Below are 16,401 nucleotides of genomic sequence, written 5' to 3'. Positions count from 1 at the left end.
AATCCACTACAATCTATCCCAAAAAACGGATATCTCATCATACGAGACATCCGTTTCTGCTTATGACTTTTTCTTTTGTCGGAATGGCCACCAGACACCATCGCCAAATGAAATCGTAATGGCTGGGATCAAGAGGGGTAACACAATCAAGCCATACAATAACAAACCGGTGATGACGATCGTCGCGATTTGGACGAGACTGAGCACGCCTGACGGAATCATGGCACCGAACGTCCCGGCGAGGATGACCGCGGCTGTCATAATGACGGTACCCATCTTCGTCATCGAGTGGATGAGCGCCTCACGGACCGTCTTCCCATTGATTGTCTCTTCCCGGAATCGATCTAACAAGAAGATGGAGTAGTCAATTCCAAGGGCAATCAACATAACAAAGCCAAAGAATGGAACGGCCCAGCTAATCCCGTCATAGCCGAGTCCTTCTACAAAGATCAGCTCTGTGATTGCCGCTGACGTATAGTACGTCAAGAGAAGCGAAGCGATCATATAGAGTGGCATGATCATCGAGCGGAACAGTGCTGTCAAGACGATGAACAACGTCACGAGCATGATGGCTACCGTTCGATTGAAATCATTCGTCGATGTTTCATTTAAATCGCTATTGATACTTGAAATCCCGGCATATCCGATGGTCGCATCCGCATATGGTGTTCCCGTCACGGCACGATTCATCGTTTCTTTGATTGTCTCGACGGTATCAATCGCTTCTGGCGAATACGGGTCCATCTCTAAGACGACCTCGAGCTGAGTCGCCATTCCTTCATCGAAGACATAGCGTTCGACGGCAGGTGAGAACTCATCCGATGTGAGCGTCCCTTTCGGAAGATACACACCAGTCTCCCGAAGCGCATCTGCTTCACTCAACTGTTGTAAGAATGAAACGGCTTCGCCGAGACCAGACTCAATTTGCCCTAGCCCGTCGTTCGCTTCCGCGACACCTGTCGCCAGTTGCGCTAACCCACTACCAAGTTCACCGACCTGAGAACCTTGTGCATTTAAAGCGGACGCCGCTTCGTTGATTCCTGACTCAATTTGTGTGAGGCCAGCTGATACTTGACCGAGCTGTCCGACTGCGGCCGGGATGTTTTGAGTCGCTGTCAATCCTTGCCCAATGAGACCAAGTTGACCATTCAACTGATTTAGTCCCGCTGCTGCTTCTGCAAGCGGTGCCCCGGCATTGGTTGAACCGCTTGGCAATTGTCCGACGATCGCGTTTAGCCCTTGCTCAATCTCATCCAATCCAGTTTGAACATCCCCGAGACCCGTCTGCGCTTCAGACAAGCCATCGCTGACTTCACCGAGTTGTGTGTCGACATAAAAATCGTCGATGACTTCACCAGTCGGACGTGTGAGCGCACGGACACCATTCACACCTTCAACTTTTTCAAGCTCACTTGCAAACTTTTCGATATAGGGAACTTCTGATTCTCTAATGGCTTGATCTTGTCTCAAAATGATTTGTACCGGAAGGGATTCCCCTTGACCGAACCCTTCTGAGATCAAATTCAGTCCACGAACAGAATCGTACCCGTCTCCAATCTCATCGACCGTATTGAACGAACGGGCATCGTCATATGTGAATAAGACAGGTACTGTAATCAACCCGACAACTAAAATCGATACGAACGGGCGATTGACCGACAATCGGCTCAAGTTAGCCCAGAGCTTGCTGTCATGATGCTCGCCTGCCTTTTTCGACGGCCAAAACAGTCGCTGTTTGAGCGTCGCCATAAAGAATGGGACGACCGTGAAGAGAATCAGCAATAACACCGCAATCCCAACTGCGACGGCGACCGCTGATTTGAAGATTGGAAAATCAGCAAATCCGATGGCGGCAAAACCGACGAAGACCGCGAGTCCACTGATGAGGACCGTTCGTCCTGCCGTCTTGTACGTATTGACGATGGCGTCTTCGATGGCATGCCCTGCACTGAGTTCTTCTTTATAACGGCTAAGAAGCAGAATACAATAGTCTGTCCCAATCCCGAACAAGATGGCGACAAGGAAGATCTGCGTGTAGTTGGACACCGGGAACCCAAACCAATCCACAAAGAACGCGACAAAGGATTGGCTCAACAGATACGTGAATCCGACCGCGATGAGCGGGATGAACGGGGTCACAATGGAACGGAAGACAAGAAGGAGTAATCCAAAAATCAACACGACCGTGATGATCTCTGTCTTTTTCAACCCTTCCTGTGCACTTAAGTTCACATCATTGTTAATAATTTCTTCCCCGGTGATATATACTGTCTCCTCTTGCGGGAGCACGTTTTCACGGACATCATCAGCAAACGCATTGATTTCTTCCGTCGTACCTTCTACCGTGATGGGGACGAGGACGATGCGTCCGTCTTCTGAGACAAGCTGTGCCTCTGTCTCCTCGTTTTCGAACGGATCGAGAACATCTGTCACGACCGTTTCATTTTGTTTAAGTTCTTCGATGACACGCGCGACATCTGTTCGCTCTGTTTCGCCAATCGTCTCGAACTCGTAGACGAGCGAGATGGTCTTGTCACTTTTCCCAGCTTCATCTAAAATCGCTTGTGCGCGTTGTGAGTCCATGTCGTCCGCAAGTTGGAAGCTCCCTGCCTCTTCTGCTTGTTTCGTTAAGTTCGGTGCTGCGACAAATAATCCTACCGTCAATACGATGAGGGAAATGAAAATTCCCCAGCGCCATTGGATGATTTTATGCATGTGTTATTCCTCCCCGATTCGGAGCAATTGCTTTATTTTTCGGAACGTCCGAACAAACTGCTCGATTTCAATTTCGTCTACTTCTCCATCGATGAGGGATTCCACATATCGATAGACGGCACCGTCCACTTCTTCGACGAGCCGTTTCCCTTCTGGGGTCAATTCAATCAATCGTTCCCGTTGATCTTGTCCTCGTCGACTCGTGACGAGTCCTTTTTCGACCAACTTTTTCAGGCGATTCGAGACCGCACTTTTATGGACACCTTGTTTTTGCGCCAATTGCCCAGCAGGAGTTGGTCCAAACTGATCGAGTAACTTCAACAGTTGGAGCTGTTCACGCGAATACTCGCGCCATACGTCTCCCTCCATCGCTTCGATGACATGTTCCGTCCCATGGAACATCACTTCTTCAAACAACTGCACCGCTTCACGCATCAATGCTTTCATTTTTAGTTTACCCCCTAAACTAGATGGTTATAGTTTATGCCCTAAACTAAATGGCGTCAAATAAAAAGACCGATAAGAGATGCCCTTATCGATCCATGTTCTTTTCGATGGTTTCTGCCACACGTAACCCAGACAGATAGGCACTTTCGAATCGCGTTCGTCCGGATGGATCATCAGCTTCAAGGAAGACGTCCCCTGCTAAATAGATGGGATGATGGCTTACTTGATAAAACGGCTCATGCCATACATCTTTCGCTTGCGCGTAACGCCAACGTTTTAACTGCCGTGATTGGATACCGAGGTCTCCGACTTCTTCACGCACTAACCGCTCTATTTCAGCAAGTGTCTCTGCTTCCGGTCGCTCATACCACGCCTCACTCCACGCCTCTTCCATATAGACACTTACGAGTGGTGTCGCAGAGATTCCTTTTTGGCGATTCTCGACGATTTTTAATACACCAGGTACCAGTTTTTGATCGAGAATACCGTCTGCTCCAATCTGTACATCACCGGCACATTCAAAAAGACCCACGAACGTCGGCGAATATACGAGACGAAGTAGCGCGGGCTTGATCTGGTCGACCAAACTCCCTAGTAGTTCGAATGACTGTGGAAGCGGTGCCGTCATCACGACTCGATCATATGAACGCGTCGTCACGTCTGTCATGACTGTGACGGTTCCGTCTTCTTCCACTTGAACGTTCTCCACTCGTTCATTCAACTGTACGGTCAAATCTTCAGCTAAACGCTTAGCGAGGGCATTCATTCCATTAATCGCGACATAACGTGGATAAGGGTCGGCATACCAGACCCGCACCCAGTTTGCATTCATCCACGACCGCACCTCTCGTTCGAGCTCTTCTCCACGCACCGTGAAATATACCGCTCCATGGTCGGCTCGTCCATCACCGATTCGACGTGTCGCCAAGCGTCCCCCGACGCTTCGACTCTTTTCAACCAGTTCGACGTCATGACCTTGACGCACGAGTTCACGCGCTGCGATGATTCCGCTCAGACCGGCCCCGATGATCCCAATCTTCATTCCGCATTCCCCTTTCTCTTCATGAAGATTGTAGCACGTTCATTCAATTCTCCCTCTGTTCGATATGCTTCAGGCTGGCTTGTTCCATTGTTCGTCGTACACCCGACGCGTATCTTCATACATGACAGCGAAGCGCGCAACGACGAATGGACGAATGAGGATTGTCGCTATAGATAGTGATAATGCGGCGAGTAAGACAGAATTCACGACCATAAACAATGTGAAGCCAATCAAATAAATCGGGATGAACGGCAAAATCAGTTTGAACGCCTCCCATTTCCGCCCATGCATCAACGCGCGTGATTTCGTGATGGATTCTCTGACAGATAGCTCTGGTTCATCTCGCAAAATAAAGTACGTAAACGCATAGGAGAAGAACTTCACGATTCCCGGGACAATGAACAAAAGTGTCCATAGCGTCTGAAAGATGGCTAGTAAGATGACAGCAGTCACATTCTTACCAAATCGTTCTTTCATCGGTCGAAATACATCACGAAACTGCGCCTCTTGTCCGAGAATGATGGAAAGGATGACCCAGTGATAACCGATAATGATTGGATATAACATGAAGGATACTACCATCGTACTAAAAAGGAATACAATCGCCTGTACTGAATCGGCTTTCGCCCCGTAAAGCGTTGGGTCAAATATTGCAATAAACTCTAATATCACGGCACAGAGAAACGACCAGACTAACAGTAGACCTCGTTTCCCATTGATTGCTTCATGTGTTCGTTCTGTCCATGTTTGAACCATTTTTTCTAATCTCCCCTTTAACGATTTATCTTTTATACGTAACTTGAATCAAACACGTTTCAAATTCATATAAAAAAGCAGAGATTCACTCTGCTCGCTCGTCCGCTCGATATTCCAATATGTCTCCCGGCTGACAGTCGAGTGCTTCGCAAATCGCTTCAAGTGTCGAGAAACGAATCGCTTTGGCCTTCCCGTTTTTCAATATCGATAAGTTCGCCATCGTGATCCCGACTCGTTCCGACAGTTCCGTCACACTCATTTTCCGTTTCGCCAACATCACATCCAGATTCACAATCATCGCCATTTCTCTCACCTCATACCGTCAAATCGATTTCTTGTTTCATGTCGATGGCGCGCTTCAATAGTTTCTGTAACAACTCAGCAAAAACCGCAATGACAAATGCGGCGAAGACGAAGACGAACCCGATGACTAAAAATCCTGGTGAGTCATCACGCTCGGCGAACCAATAGAAGAAGGGAAGCAACGCCGTATAGATGACCGTGATGGTCAATGCACAATACTTGATTACCCGAAGTACTTTCACCGCTCCATAGGAGAATGCCTCATTACGGTCAATCAATCCAAGTAAGATGAATGACTGTGACAAGGCGATGAAATAGGGAATCGCTGCTACATACATTCCTCCAATAATCGGTCGCATCGAATTTGCAATCCATCCTCCGCTCTCCACCGCCTCTCGCCAAAGGAAAGGGAGTAAAAAGATACAGGCCGCGAGAATCGGGAGCGACAAGACAATCACTGCTAGTTTCAAAAAGATGGTTTCCCGTTTCATCTGCCAAACACCTCATTTAGTTTTATTTTCTTTATCATATGCCACGATTTATCGTTTATCAATAAATATTTATCGAAAAAAATAGACCACGAGATGTACTCGAGGTCTATCACATTCATTTCATTGCTTCTAATTCACTTTCGGTCACCCATTTATGATTTGTGACCTCTTCTCCGTCTTCAGTAGTGTAATCAACCATGTAAACGGTCGTCTCTTCCACTGTATCGATAGTCGCTTCTGCACCGTCCATTCCTTCCATATGGTCGGCGGCCAATACGACCTCATCCCCTTCAGACAAAGGCGCTCCATCTGGATTGTCCAGTTCTTCGTGAATCACCCATTTGTGATCTTCTACCGGGTCACCACCTGTAGTCGGTGTATAGCTGACGGCGTAGACCGTCGTATCATATGCACCAACAATCGTCGCCTCCACGCCTTCCATCCCTGGCATGTGATCCGCTGTCATCATCGCGGTTGATCCGACTGGAAAAGTCGGATCACTGGCTTCCATCAGCCCGTCTGGAACTTCTCCAGACCCCGAATGATCCATCGCTGAATGGTCCATACTTTGCTCTTCCGACATCTCCATCGATGTATCCTCTGCTGTATTCCCACATGCGGCCAATGATGTAGCGAGAATCATGACGCCTAGACCTGTCATCCATTTCTTCTGTTTCATCGAATCTCTCCTTTATCCATACTCATGTAGATTTTACCCGTTCTTTTGAAGAAGCAGACGTTTTTGAGAACATTGCGATGATTTGTTAACTCATTGCAACAAAAAAGACCAAAATCCCGAAAGATTTTGGTCTTGAACATTATTCAACCGTTACAGACTTCGCCAAGTTACGTGGCTTGTCGACATCGCAGTCACGAGCAAGTGCTGCATAGTACGAGATGAGTTGAAGTGGAAGAACCGTCACGAGTGGCGTGAGAAGTGGTTCAACACGCGGAAGAACGAATGCGTCGTTCTCATGTTCCATTCCTTCCATTGAAATCGTACATGCGATGGCACCACGCGCCACAACTTCCTTGATGTTTCCACGGATGTTGAGGTGTGTGTTCGGTTGAGACACGAGCGTGATGACCGGTGTCCCGTCTTCAATCAAGGCGATTGGACCGTGTTTGAGTTCCCCACCTGGGTACCCTTCTGCTTGGATATATGAGATCTCTTTCAGCTTCAATGCGCCTTCGAGACCTACATATGAATCCAATCCACGTCCGAGGAAGAATGCGTTACGTGACTCTTTCAAGAACTTATCTGCAAGCTCTTCAAAGATTTCTTTTTGTGCCATGATCGAGTCCATCGTTGTCGCAACGAGTGCAAGTTCTTGCATGAGATCAAACGGGAGTTTCTTCCCGTTCGCACGAGCGATGTCGTATGCGAGAATTGCGAGGACGGCAATCTGTGCCGTGTATGCTTTCGTCGACGCGACCGCGATCTCTGGTCCTGCGTGGAGGAGCATTGTCTCGTTCGCTTCACGTGACAATGTCGATCCTGCCACGTTCGTTAACGTGAGCGCTTTATGGCCCAATTTTTTCACTTCGACGAGGACGGCACGGCTGTCCGCCGTCTCACCTGATTGTGAGATGAAGAGGAAGAGTGGCTTCTCTGTCAAAAGTGGCATGTTGTAACCGAACTCTGATGCGACGTGTACTTCAGTCGGTACACCTGCGACGCGCTCGATCAATTGCTTCCCGACAAGACCAGCGTGGTAACTTGTACCACATGCGACGATATAGACGCGGTCTGCTTCCGAGACGAGTTCACGCACGCCTTCTGCGAGTTCGATGTCACCGTTCTCGTTCTGGTAGTGCTGGATGATGTTGCGGATGACGGCTGGCTGCTCGTCCATCTCTTTCAACATGTAGTGCGCGTACGTGCCCTTCTCGATGTCTGATGCATCGATCTCGGCCGTGTATGGTGCACGCTCGAGTACTTCGCCGTCGAGCGTCTTGATCGTCGCCGACTCACGTGTGAGGATGACGATCTCACCGTCGTGGAGCTCGAGGTACTGGTCTGTCACCTGGAGCATCGCCATCGCGTCTGATGCGACGACGTTGAACGTGCCGTCCCCGAGTCCGACGAGGAGCGGTGACTTGTTCTTGCCGATATAGAGGCGCTCTTTGTCCTCTGAGTCGATCATCGCGATCGCGTACGAACCGTGGAGGTCCGAAAGCGTCTTGCGGAACGCCGCCTCGACATCACCGAGCTCGACGAAGTGTTTCTCCATGAGCTGGACGATGACTTCCGTGTCCGTCTCTGAAAGGAACGGGACGTCGAGCGTCTTCTTGATGAGCTCGTCGTTCTCGATTACGCCGTTATGCACGAGCGTGAAGCGTCCTGTCGTGCTTTGGTGCGGGTGGGCGTTCGGTACGCTCGGTACCCCGTGTGTCGCCCAACGTGTGTGGCCGATTCCAATCGTGCCGTCTACTTCTGCTGGGATGATTTCGCGTAGCGCAGCAATGCGACCGACTTCTTTGTGAACGTTGACATTCTCATGCATCAACGCAAGACCTGCCGAGTCATAACCACGGTACTCGAGTTTTTCAAGACCTTTGAGAAGGACTTCCTTCGCTCCGGTATTCCCAATCATTCCTACAATTCCACACATAAATAAATCTCCTCTATTCTTCGATTTCTCGAAAAAGGAAACGGGCTTTTTCTAAGAGCTGTCAGTACACGCTTCTTTGTCCGTCCGGTCGCCCGGGCGTTTTAAAAGCATGCTTGTCGTCGTGACAGGCGACGAGGAGGCATCCGCCGAAATCTCGATAACCTCCAACCTCGTCAACTCCGCAGAGTTCTGGCGCTTGTTCGTACTCTTGTGTCCTTCCGTTTCCAAGGTCACGCTCTTAATAGTACAAATCACACCCCCATTCGTCAAGAAAATCCGCTGTTTTCTCGATGACAAAACGGAAACAAAAAGGGAATCCGATGTGGATTCCCTTGTGTTATTCCCGGTTTTGAAAATTTTATCCGTCTACGCCGTAATCTTCGCGTACGACTTGTGCGATTTTTTCAACGTAACGGTCACACTCTTCCGCTGTCGGGGCTTCAGCCATGACACGAACGAGTGGTTCTGTACCTGATGCACGGACGAGGATTCGACCGTTTCCGGCCATTTCCGCTTCCGCTTCTTGAATCGTTGCCAAGACACGCTCTCCGTTCATCGCATCGTTTTTATTCGTCACACGAATGTTCACGAGCTTTTGCGGATAGACCGGCATCTCTGCCGCCAATTCAGACAGTTTACGACCTGTCGATTTCACGATTTCTGCCAATTGCACGCCAGATAACATACCGTCACCCGTTGTCGAGTGATCGAGGAAAATCAAGTGACCTGATTGTTCGCCACCGAGCGTGTATTGGTGTTTTTTCATTTCTTCTACGACATACCGGTCTCCTACCGCTGTTTGAAGCGCCGTCATGCCCGCTTCTTCTACGGCTTTATGGAACCCGAGGTTACTCATGACCGTCGCGACAATCGTGTTGTCTTTGAGACGCCCTTTTTCACTCAAGTATTTCCCGCAAATATACATGATCTTGTCTCCGTCGACGATGTCACCGTTCTCGTCAATCGCAATCAAACGGTCTCCATCCCCATCAAAGGCAAGGCCCATGTCCGCTCCTTTTTCACGGACGAATTCAGCCAAATGCTCAGGGTGTGTCGACCCGACACCTTCATTGATATTTAAACCGTTTGGCGAGTTTCCGATCGTCGACACGTTTGCTTCTAAGTCTGCAAACAGTCGAGCCGCAAGGCCACTCGTCGCTCCATGTGCACAGTCGAGTGCGATGTGAAGACCATCAAAATCTTCTTCTACCGTTTGTTTCAACATTTGAAGATATTTTTGCGCGCCTTCGTAGTAATCCGATACGAAACCGAGATCTTTACCTGTCGGACGCGGGAGCGTATCTTCCGCAGCATCCAAGATGTCTTCAATTTCTTGCTCGGTCGCATCGTCTAATTTGAAACCATCGCTACCGAAGAATTTGATTCCGTTATCCGCCACAGGGTTATGCGATGCTGAAATCATGACACCTGCCGTCGCGTCGAGCGATTTCGTCAAGTAAGCGACTCCAGGTGTTGAGATGACACCGAGACGCATCACTTCTGCACCGATTGAGAGAAGACCCGCAATCAATGCACCTTCAAGCATATGTCCTGAAATCCGTGTGTCACGACCAATCAACACTTTCGGCTGTTCGCCTTCTGGCAAATGTTTCGACAACACGTAGCCACCCGCACGACCTAAACGATATGCTAATTCCGCAGTTAACTCAGAGTTGGCAACACCGCGAACTCCATCTGTTCCAAAATATTTACCCATAAGATTAAATCCTCACTTTTGTATGATTGAACATCTTTATTGAATGGAAGATGTTTCTGTTTCTTCATCGACACTCGTCAATTGAACATCGATTGTCTTTGGCGAGATCACGGTCACGCCTTTTGGTACTTCATAATCTGCATCGACCGCATGTGTTCCGCTCGGCAATCCGGTCAGATCTAACGTCACGTTGACACTGTTTGATGAGATGCTTTCAAGAAGGGAACGTTTGCCCGAGAGCGTTACGCTGACCACATCTTGCGTTTGAATCGTGAAATTCGTCCGGTCATATCCACGGACATTAATTGGAACGGTCAACCGAATCCGCTCTGTCAATTCACCCGTGTCATCTTTCGTCTCATCATTTGGACGAACGAGAACCTGGACTTCTACTTCTTTTTTACCGAGTGAAGTCGCTCCTTCCGGAAGACGAAGGGTAGCGGTCACTTTTTCCGACTTCGTTAAATCGTCAAGTTCAATCGGTTCTGTCTCCACTTGCTGGAGTTCATCTAGCACCGCTTTTGGTGCAAAGACACGGACTTCCGTCTCACCTAGCAACGTATCAACTAAGCGGAAATCGTCTGCCACCTCTCCGCTCGTGACGACCTCGATTGGAATCATCGCGCTCTCGTCATAAATCGGTACGGTGACATTGATGATATTCGGATCGACCGACACGTTCAACGGATTTCCATTCGCATCTAAAATGGTCGGTGGAATTTCTCGTGTGAACGTCTGACTTTGATTGGCAACATCCACATTCAACGTGATTTCTTTGACGTTTTGAATCCGACTCGCACCACCTGTGACTTTTACAGTCGACGGTTCGATTTCGACATCGCCCGCGACTTTTCCGTCCGGTAATTGATCTTTGTTCAACAGATTCACGGACACAGGGACTTCAATCGTTTGTTTCCGATCGATATAGATTTCGACAGTCTCTCGATCTAGTTTGACATTGACGTCTCCGCCGAATCCACGCGCTTCGACCGGGACACGATGGAATCCGGTGCCAAGATTGGTCAAATCGACGAACACCTGATAATCTTTCACCAATTTCGTCATCGTTAAACTACTAGATGGCCCTTGAAGCTCGACACCCATCTCTTCCGGAACATTATATGCGACATACTGGACCTCATCAAAAAACACTTCGACCGGCACATCGAGCGTCATGGAACTTTGTCCGACGATTGGCAATGCGCTAGATGCGTTATTCGAAGAACTGGTCTCAGCGACCATTAAGTATAAAAGGACGGCTAAAGCAAGTGCGATGAAGCGGAGAAACCACTTATGTTGTAACCACTGATCAATCACTTACTTATCCCCTCCTTTTTTGCCGAAGAACGAGAGGGTCGCCTCTTTTTCTTCGATGACGAGTTCTTGAATTAATTTATTGCGAAGCGCTTCTTCGTCTAGTTCCCGATACAAGCGGCCCGCGATTGCAAGTGAGACTGCTCCTGTTTCTTCTGAGACGGTAAGAGTGACGCTATCCGTCACTTCACTGACCCCGATGGCTGCTCGGTGACGTGTCCCGAGTGCTTTATCGATGTGCGGGCTTTCCGAAAGCGGTAAATAGCAAGCTGCCGCCGCAATTTTCCCGTCCTGAATAATCATCGCGCCATCATGAAGCGGCGTATTCGGAATGAATAAGTTAATAATCAACTGGGATGTGATATGCGAGTCCATACGAATGCCGGTCTCCACATACTCGTTTAATCCCGTATCGCGTTCAATCGCAATCAATGCACCGATTCGCCGTTTCGACATGTACTGTGCGGAACTGACGATGGCTTCAATCATTTGTCGTTGTTGCTCCTCATCACTTGTTCCCGTACGACTGAATAAGTTACTCGTTCGTCCGAGGTGTTCAAGACCCCGTCTCAACTCTGGCTGGAAAATGATGATGATTCCGAGGAGACCGTACGTGATCACCTGATTTAGCAAGAACTGGAGCGTCTTCAATCCGAAGAAACCGCTCAAGAACCAACTGACTAGAATGATAGAAATTCCTTTAATTAATTGTACTGCTTTTGTCCCACGCACAATCATCATTAACTTATAAATGACATACGTGACGACGACAATATCTAAAACATCATTCAAATAATCGTACCAATGTACGTTTTCTGAAAGATTTAAAAATGAGAAAAATGATACTTGTTCAAGTAGCGGCAAATGCTCCCCTCCTCAACTACCTAGCTAAATCGTGCAAATTCCATTATATCATCATTTCTATAGATACGCATTGCGTCACGTCAAAACGAAACCAGATTGAAACGAAAAAAAGACGCCGGAAGCGTCTTTAGAAAAGTTGTTTCATCGAGTACCAAATCCATTCGAACATCTGATCGATCTGTTCGAGTTCACCTGTCACTTGACCGGCACTTGCTAAATAGGCACGACCATTGACGGCTGTCGCGTTCCCATTGACGGTACCTTCAATCCGTAAATCGCCACCTTGGACCGTGATGTCTTTTTCAACCGTGACACCGGCCGGGACAATGACTTCATTCTCAGATACGATCACACCTGGTACTTTTGTATAGGTCATCGTCTCTGAAGCGCTGCTCCATAGTCCGAGTGTCGCACTAGACATCAAACTAAAGAACAGTACGGCCGCAATCAAACCTGGATGCCGTTGCAACCATAGCATTTGTTTCGAGTGCGGTTTGCGTTCTTTTCGAACCGGTTTTGATAACGGTACGACGGAATCAGGTGCTGTCTGTGCAGGAGTCTCAGGTAAAGCGGCCATCACTCGGGCCGTAAAATCTGCTGATAACTTTGGACGAGGCAATGCTTTCAGTTCTGCGTCGATTCGTTCATATTGTAGATACGATTCATATAATTCATCGTCCTCTAACAATTGACGCAATTCGTCAGATTCTTCGGGCAAAACGCCATCTTCCAAATATTGTTGTACTTTTTCTTCAGGAGTCAATTGAACCCCTCCCTATTTTGAAAGATTGTTTTTAACATTTCTCTTCCCCGGAAGATCCTTGTCTTAACCGTTGCGACCGGCATGTCGATCATCACGCTGATTTCTTTAAGCGACAAATCATCCACATATTTTAATAATAACGGAATGCGATATTTGTCTGGAAGTTGCTTGATTGCCTCATGCATTTCACTTCGAATTTCGCGATGAACCACTTGGGCATCGGGTTGGGGCGCTTCATCAGCTAAGTGGTCTTGATAAGTCAAACCGTCTGTACCCGCAATTTCGGCATCCATCGAATATTCCGGCTTCCGCTTCCTCAATCGGTCGATGGCAACGTTTGTCGTGATTCGATAGAGCCATGTTTTGAACTTATATTGCGCGTCATACGTATCGATTCGTGTATAGGCACGAATGAACGCCTCTTGGGCAGCGTCCTCTGCTTCGCCACGATCATACAAAATTTTATAGGCGATTGCAAAGACGCCATCCTTGTATAGTTCTACCAGTTCGGCAAACGAATCGTGATTCCCCGCCCTCAATTCATCAACCAAACGGGTGGTCAGCCGTTCCATCAATCCACTTCCCCTCTCCGCTACACATGCGGTCATCTCTATATACGTCTTGATATTGAAATGGTTTCAAAAAAAATCAAAAAAAGTTTCCATCCCCATTGTAGCAAACGGGTTTGGAAACTGTAAGGAAATCAGACGGTTTCGCCTTCCAATAACAGGTTTTCTTTAGATTTAATAATCGTTTCACATAGGCGATAGGCCAACTGAGCCGTCACGTCATCTCGGTCTAATGCCGGATTTAACTCGACGAGCTCTACTGCGATCAAGTCTTCTGCTTGCATCGCTTCTTTTAAAATCGCTTTGGCTTCGACTTCTGTTAACCCACCGTCAACCGGTGTGCCTGTGCCTGGAACGAGGGACGCATCGAGACTATCCATATCAAAACTGATATAAAAACGGTCTACTCGTTCACGAAGATAACTCAATGACTCTTTCATGATGACATCCACGCCACGCGTACGTACTTCTTCTACTGTAATGACTTTGATGCCGAGTCGATTGATTTCATTCATTTCTCCTTCATCGATATCACGCAGGGCAATATAAACTAAGTGCTCTGGTGATAGCTTCGGATCACGTCCGCCCACTTCTGTCAGACGTACGTCGCCCATCCCCATCGCTGCCGCAAGTGGCATTCCGTGAATGTTCCCCGATGGTGATGTTTCGCCTGTATTTAAGTCAGCGTGAGCATCCACCCAAATGACTCCATAAGGACCTGTCTGAGCCAATCCAGCAAGAGTACCGATTGCCATACTATGATCGCCCCCAACGATCAATGGGAATCGTTTTTCTGAAATCTCACGATGTACGACTTCTGCTAATTCCATGACGGTATGCAGGACACCATCGACCCGTTTTAAATGTTCTTCATTTTCTCGAATTTCAGATTCCGGCAAGACACGAATCGTATGTTTGACCGTTTCTGTTGGAAGGAGTTGTTGCATCCCCAATTCATTTAACTTTGTCGGTCCTTGATCGACCCCTAATTTCCCCTGACCGTAACGCAGCGGCACGTGAATATATGACCATTGCATCGCCATTCCCCCTTTATACACTTGATAATTAAATTGTAAACGCTATCATTTGTTTGGTTCAACTCGGCAATATTATGAATAAACATGCAAAAAGGCAGCCTGAATGGTGGCAGGCTGCCTTTCTCTGTACTCTCAATTGAATGGTTCATGGTTTTAGGCAAAAAAAAACTTAAGTCATCACTAACTTAAGAAAAAAACATATGGTGGAGCCTAGCGGGATCGAACCGCTGACCTCCTGCGTGCAAGGCAGGCGCTCTCCCAGCTGAGCTAAGGCCCCAATACAGGGATAAGAATATGGAGCGGAAGACGGGATTCGAACCCGCGACCCCGACCTTGGCAAGGTCGTATTCTACCACTGAACTACTTCCGCAAAAAATGGTGAGCCATGCAGGGCTCGAACCTGCGACCCTCTGATTAAAAGTCAGATGCTCTACCAACTGAGCTAATGGCTCAAACCTGGTGGGGGGGGGCGGATTCGAACCGCCGAACCCGAAGGAGCGGATTTACAGTCCGCCGCGTTTAGCCACTTCGCTACCCCCCCGAGGAGTGCCGGCGAAAGGATTCGAACCCTCGACCCTCTGATTACAAGTCAGATGCTCTACCAACTGAGCTACACCGGCATATATAGGTTTGATGTAATAAATAAAGATGGTGGAGGATGACGGGATCGAACCGCCGACCCCCTGCTTGTAAGGCAGGTGCTCTCCCAGCTGAGCTAATCCTCCATATGGTGACCCGTACGGGATTCGAACCCGTGTTACCGCCGTGAAAGGGCGGTGTCTTAACCGCTTGACCAACGGGCCTAAATTGGCTCCGCAAGTAGGATTTGAACCTACGACCTACCGGTTAACAGCCGGTTGCTCTACCACTGAGCTATTGCGGAACGATCTTGCCTGGCAACGTCCTATCCTCACAGGGGGAGATCCCCCAACTACTTTCGGCGCTGAGACGCTTAACTTCTGTGTTCGGCATGGGAACAGGTGTGGCCGTCTCGCTATCGCCACCAGACAAAATGAATATTAACACCGCGTCAGACGCATGTCAATATTGTTTTAGGGTTTGTTCCCTGAAAACTGAGGATTCATCAACACAAACCATTAGACTAGATCAAAGCCTCGACCGATTAGTATCATTCAGCTCCACGTGTCGCCACGCTTCCACCCATGACCTATCTACCTCATCGTCTCTGAGGGGTCTTTCTTGATTGCTCAAAGGGAAATCTCATCTCGGAGGGGGCTTCATGCTTAGATGCTTTCAGCACTTATCCCGTCCGCACGTAGCTACCCAGCGGTGCTCCTGGCGGAACAACTGGTACACCAGCGGTGCGTCCATCCCGGTCCTCTCGTACTAAGGACAGCTCTCCTCAAATTTCCTACGCCCACGACGGATAGGGACCGAACTGTCTCACGACGTTCTGAACCCAGCTCGCGTACCGCTTTAATGGGCGAACAGCCCAACCCTTGGGACCTACTCCAGCCCCAGGATGCGATGAGCCGACATCGAGGTGCCAAACCTCCCCGTCGATGTGGACTCTTGGGGGAGATCAGCCTGTTATCCCCAGGGTAGCTTTTATCCGTTGAGCGATGGCCCTTCCATGCGGAACCACCGGATCACTAAGCCCGACTTTCGTCCCTGCTCGACTTGTAGGTCTCGCAGTCAAGCTCCCTTCTGCCTTTGCACTCTTCGAATGATTTCCAACCATTCTGAGGGAACCTTTGGGCGCCTCCGTTACTGTTTAGGAGGCGACCGCCCCAGTCAAACTACCCGC

At 48.6% G+C, this 16,401-nt stretch carries 14 protein-coding genes, 8 tRNA genes and 2 rRNA genes (1 of these 24 only partly in view); all 24 read right to left on the bottom strand.

Annotation, left to right across the window (positions count from 1 at the left end; all coding sequences use genetic code 11):
- Nucleotides 1–60 precede the first annotated feature (60 nt).
- The gene (locus KD909_RS00950; RefSeq protein ID WP_211782069.1) at nucleotides 61–2,715 is read right to left on the bottom strand and encodes an MMPL family transporter; all 2,655 of its coding nucleotides are present in this window, start codon (nucleotides 2,713–2,715) and stop codon (nucleotides 61–63) included.
- 3 nt (nucleotides 2,716–2,718) lie between these two features.
- The gene (locus tag KD909_RS00945) at nucleotides 2,719–3,162 is read right to left on the bottom strand and encodes a MarR family winged helix-turn-helix transcriptional regulator (RefSeq protein WP_078147853.1); all 444 of its coding nucleotides are present in this window, start codon (nucleotides 3,160–3,162) and stop codon (nucleotides 2,719–2,721) included.
- A gap of 85 nt (nucleotides 3,163–3,247) precedes the next feature.
- Nucleotides 3,248–4,204, bottom strand: coding sequence for an NAD(P)/FAD-dependent oxidoreductase (locus KD909_RS00940; protein ID WP_211782068.1), 957 nt, complete (start codon nucleotides 4,202–4,204; stop codon nucleotides 3,248–3,250).
- Between the two features lie 69 nt (nucleotides 4,205–4,273).
- A complete protein-coding gene (locus KD909_RS00935) occupies nucleotides 4,274–4,960 on the bottom strand; it encodes a DUF975 family protein (RefSeq protein WP_211782067.1) in 687 nt (228 codons plus the stop codon).
- A gap of 85 nt (nucleotides 4,961–5,045) precedes the next feature.
- Nucleotides 5,046–5,264: a helix-turn-helix domain-containing protein gene (locus KD909_RS00930; protein WP_012727632.1), complete on the bottom strand. Its 219-nt coding sequence runs from the start codon at nucleotides 5,262–5,264 to the stop codon at nucleotides 5,046–5,048.
- A gap of 10 nt (nucleotides 5,265–5,274) precedes the next feature.
- Nucleotides 5,275–5,754, bottom strand: coding sequence for a DUF2975 domain-containing protein (locus tag KD909_RS00925; RefSeq protein WP_211782066.1), 480 nt, complete (start codon nucleotides 5,752–5,754; stop codon nucleotides 5,275–5,277).
- Between the two features lie 115 nt (nucleotides 5,755–5,869).
- A complete protein-coding gene (locus KD909_RS00920; protein WP_211782065.1) occupies nucleotides 5,870–6,433 on the bottom strand; it encodes a YdhK family protein in 564 nt (187 codons plus the stop codon).
- Nucleotides 6,434–6,572: 139 nt separating this feature from the next.
- Complete coding sequence (gene glmS, locus KD909_RS00915; RefSeq protein WP_211782064.1) at nucleotides 6,573–8,369, bottom strand: glutamine--fructose-6-phosphate transaminase (isomerizing); 1,797 nt, start codon at nucleotides 8,367–8,369, stop codon at nucleotides 6,573–6,575.
- A 358-nt stretch (nucleotides 8,370–8,727) separates the two neighbouring features.
- Complete coding sequence (gene glmM / locus KD909_RS00910) at nucleotides 8,728–10,086, bottom strand: phosphoglucosamine mutase (protein WP_012727636.1); 1,359 nt, start codon at nucleotides 10,084–10,086, stop codon at nucleotides 8,728–8,730.
- A 36-nt stretch (nucleotides 10,087–10,122) separates the two neighbouring features.
- On the bottom strand, nucleotides 10,123–11,403 hold the full coding sequence (locus KD909_RS00905; protein ID WP_211782063.1) for a CdaR family protein: 1,281 nt from the start codon (nucleotides 11,401–11,403) through the stop codon (nucleotides 10,123–10,125).
- Entirely contained in the window at nucleotides 11,404–12,264 is an 861-nt protein-coding gene (cdaA, locus tag KD909_RS00900) for a diadenylate cyclase CdaA (RefSeq protein WP_012727638.1), read from the bottom strand. It lies immediately after the preceding gene.
- Nucleotides 12,265–12,391: 127 nt separating this feature from the next.
- Complete coding sequence (locus KD909_RS00895; protein ID WP_211782062.1) at nucleotides 12,392–13,027, bottom strand: RseA family anti-sigma factor; 636 nt, start codon at nucleotides 13,025–13,027, stop codon at nucleotides 12,392–12,394.
- Nucleotides 13,024–13,599 (bottom strand): RNA polymerase sigma factor SigW, encoded by a 576-nt coding sequence (sigW, locus tag KD909_RS00890; RefSeq protein ID WP_012727640.1) that lies wholly within the window; start codon nucleotides 13,597–13,599, stop codon nucleotides 13,024–13,026. Before sigW ends, KD909_RS00895 begins: the two co-directional genes overlap by 4 nt.
- 131 nt (nucleotides 13,600–13,730) lie before the next feature.
- On the bottom strand, nucleotides 13,731–14,633 hold the full coding sequence (gene rocF / locus KD909_RS00885) for an arginase (RefSeq protein ID WP_211782061.1): 903 nt from the start codon (nucleotides 14,631–14,633) through the stop codon (nucleotides 13,731–13,733).
- A 201-nt stretch (nucleotides 14,634–14,834) separates the two neighbouring features.
- Nucleotides 14,835–14,910, bottom strand: a tRNA-Ala gene (locus tag KD909_RS00880).
- 18 nt (nucleotides 14,911–14,928) lie between these two features.
- Nucleotides 14,929–15,003: transfer RNA gene (locus KD909_RS00875), tRNA-Gly, on the bottom strand.
- Nucleotides 15,004–15,009: 6 nt separating this feature from the next.
- Nucleotides 15,010–15,085 (bottom strand) — tRNA-Lys (locus KD909_RS00870).
- 5 nt (nucleotides 15,086–15,090) lie between these two features.
- A tRNA-Tyr gene (locus KD909_RS00865) sits at nucleotides 15,091–15,174 on the bottom strand.
- Nucleotides 15,175–15,180: 6 nt separating this feature from the next.
- Nucleotides 15,181–15,253, bottom strand: a tRNA-Thr gene (locus tag KD909_RS00860).
- A gap of 29 nt (nucleotides 15,254–15,282) precedes the next feature.
- Nucleotides 15,283–15,358, bottom strand: a tRNA-Val gene (locus KD909_RS00855).
- Nucleotides 15,359–15,361: 3 nt separating this feature from the next.
- Nucleotides 15,362–15,436 (bottom strand) — tRNA-Glu (locus KD909_RS00850).
- A 5-nt stretch (nucleotides 15,437–15,441) separates the two neighbouring features.
- A tRNA-Asn gene (locus KD909_RS00845) sits at nucleotides 15,442–15,516 on the bottom strand.
- Nucleotides 15,517–15,524: 8 nt separating this feature from the next.
- Nucleotides 15,525–15,641, bottom strand: a 5S ribosomal RNA gene (gene rrf / locus KD909_RS00840).
- Between the two features lie 95 nt (nucleotides 15,642–15,736).
- A 23S ribosomal RNA gene (locus KD909_RS00835) occupies nucleotides 15,737–16,401 on the bottom strand; it runs 2,249 nt beyond the window's last position.

The sequence above is a fragment of the Exiguobacterium sp. PFWT01 genome (assembly GCF_018255795.1).
In the GTDB taxonomy this organism is placed as follows: Bacteria; Bacillota; Bacilli; order Exiguobacteriales; family Exiguobacteriaceae; genus Exiguobacterium.
The sequence above is the reverse complement of the archived record's forward strand: the minus strand, read 5'-3'. Positions and strand labels throughout refer to the sequence as shown.

Excerpts from the sequence above, each read along its gene's own strand:
- KD909_RS00950 (WP_211782069.1), bottom strand. The coding sequence starts at position 2,715 with ATGCATAAAATCATCCAATGGCGCTGGGGAATTTTCATTTCCCTCATC.
- sigW (WP_012727640.1), bottom strand. The coding sequence starts at position 13,599 with ATGGAACGGCTGACCACCCGTTTGGTTGATGAATTGAGGGCGGGGAAT.
- glmM (WP_012727636.1), bottom strand. The coding sequence starts at position 10,086 with ATGGGTAAATATTTTGGAACAGATGGAGTTCGCGGTGTTGCCAACTCT.
- KD909_RS00925 (WP_211782066.1), bottom strand. The coding sequence starts at position 5,754 with ATGAAACGGGAAACCATCTTTTTGAAACTAGCAGTGATTGTCTTGTCG.
- KD909_RS00930 (WP_012727632.1), bottom strand. The coding sequence starts at position 5,264 with ATGGCGATGATTGTGAATCTGGATGTGATGTTGGCGAAACGGAAAATG.
- KD909_RS00935 (WP_211782067.1), bottom strand. The coding sequence starts at position 4,960 with ATGGTTCAAACATGGACAGAACGAACACATGAAGCAATCAATGGGAAA.
- rocF (WP_211782061.1), bottom strand. The coding sequence starts at position 14,633 with ATGCAATGGTCATATATTCACGTGCCGCTGCGTTACGGTCAGGGGAAA.
- KD909_RS00940 (WP_211782068.1), bottom strand. The coding sequence starts at position 4,204 with ATGAAGATTGGGATCATCGGGGCCGGTCTGAGCGGAATCATCGCAGCG.
- KD909_RS00920 (WP_211782065.1), bottom strand. The coding sequence starts at position 6,433 with ATGAAACAGAAGAAATGGATGACAGGTCTAGGCGTCATGATTCTCGCT.
- glmS (WP_211782064.1), bottom strand. The coding sequence starts at position 8,369 with ATGTGTGGAATTGTAGGAATGATTGGGAATACCGGAGCGAAGGAAGTC.
- KD909_RS00945 (WP_078147853.1), bottom strand. The coding sequence starts at position 3,162 with ATGAAAGCATTGATGCGTGAAGCGGTGCAGTTGTTTGAAGAAGTGATG.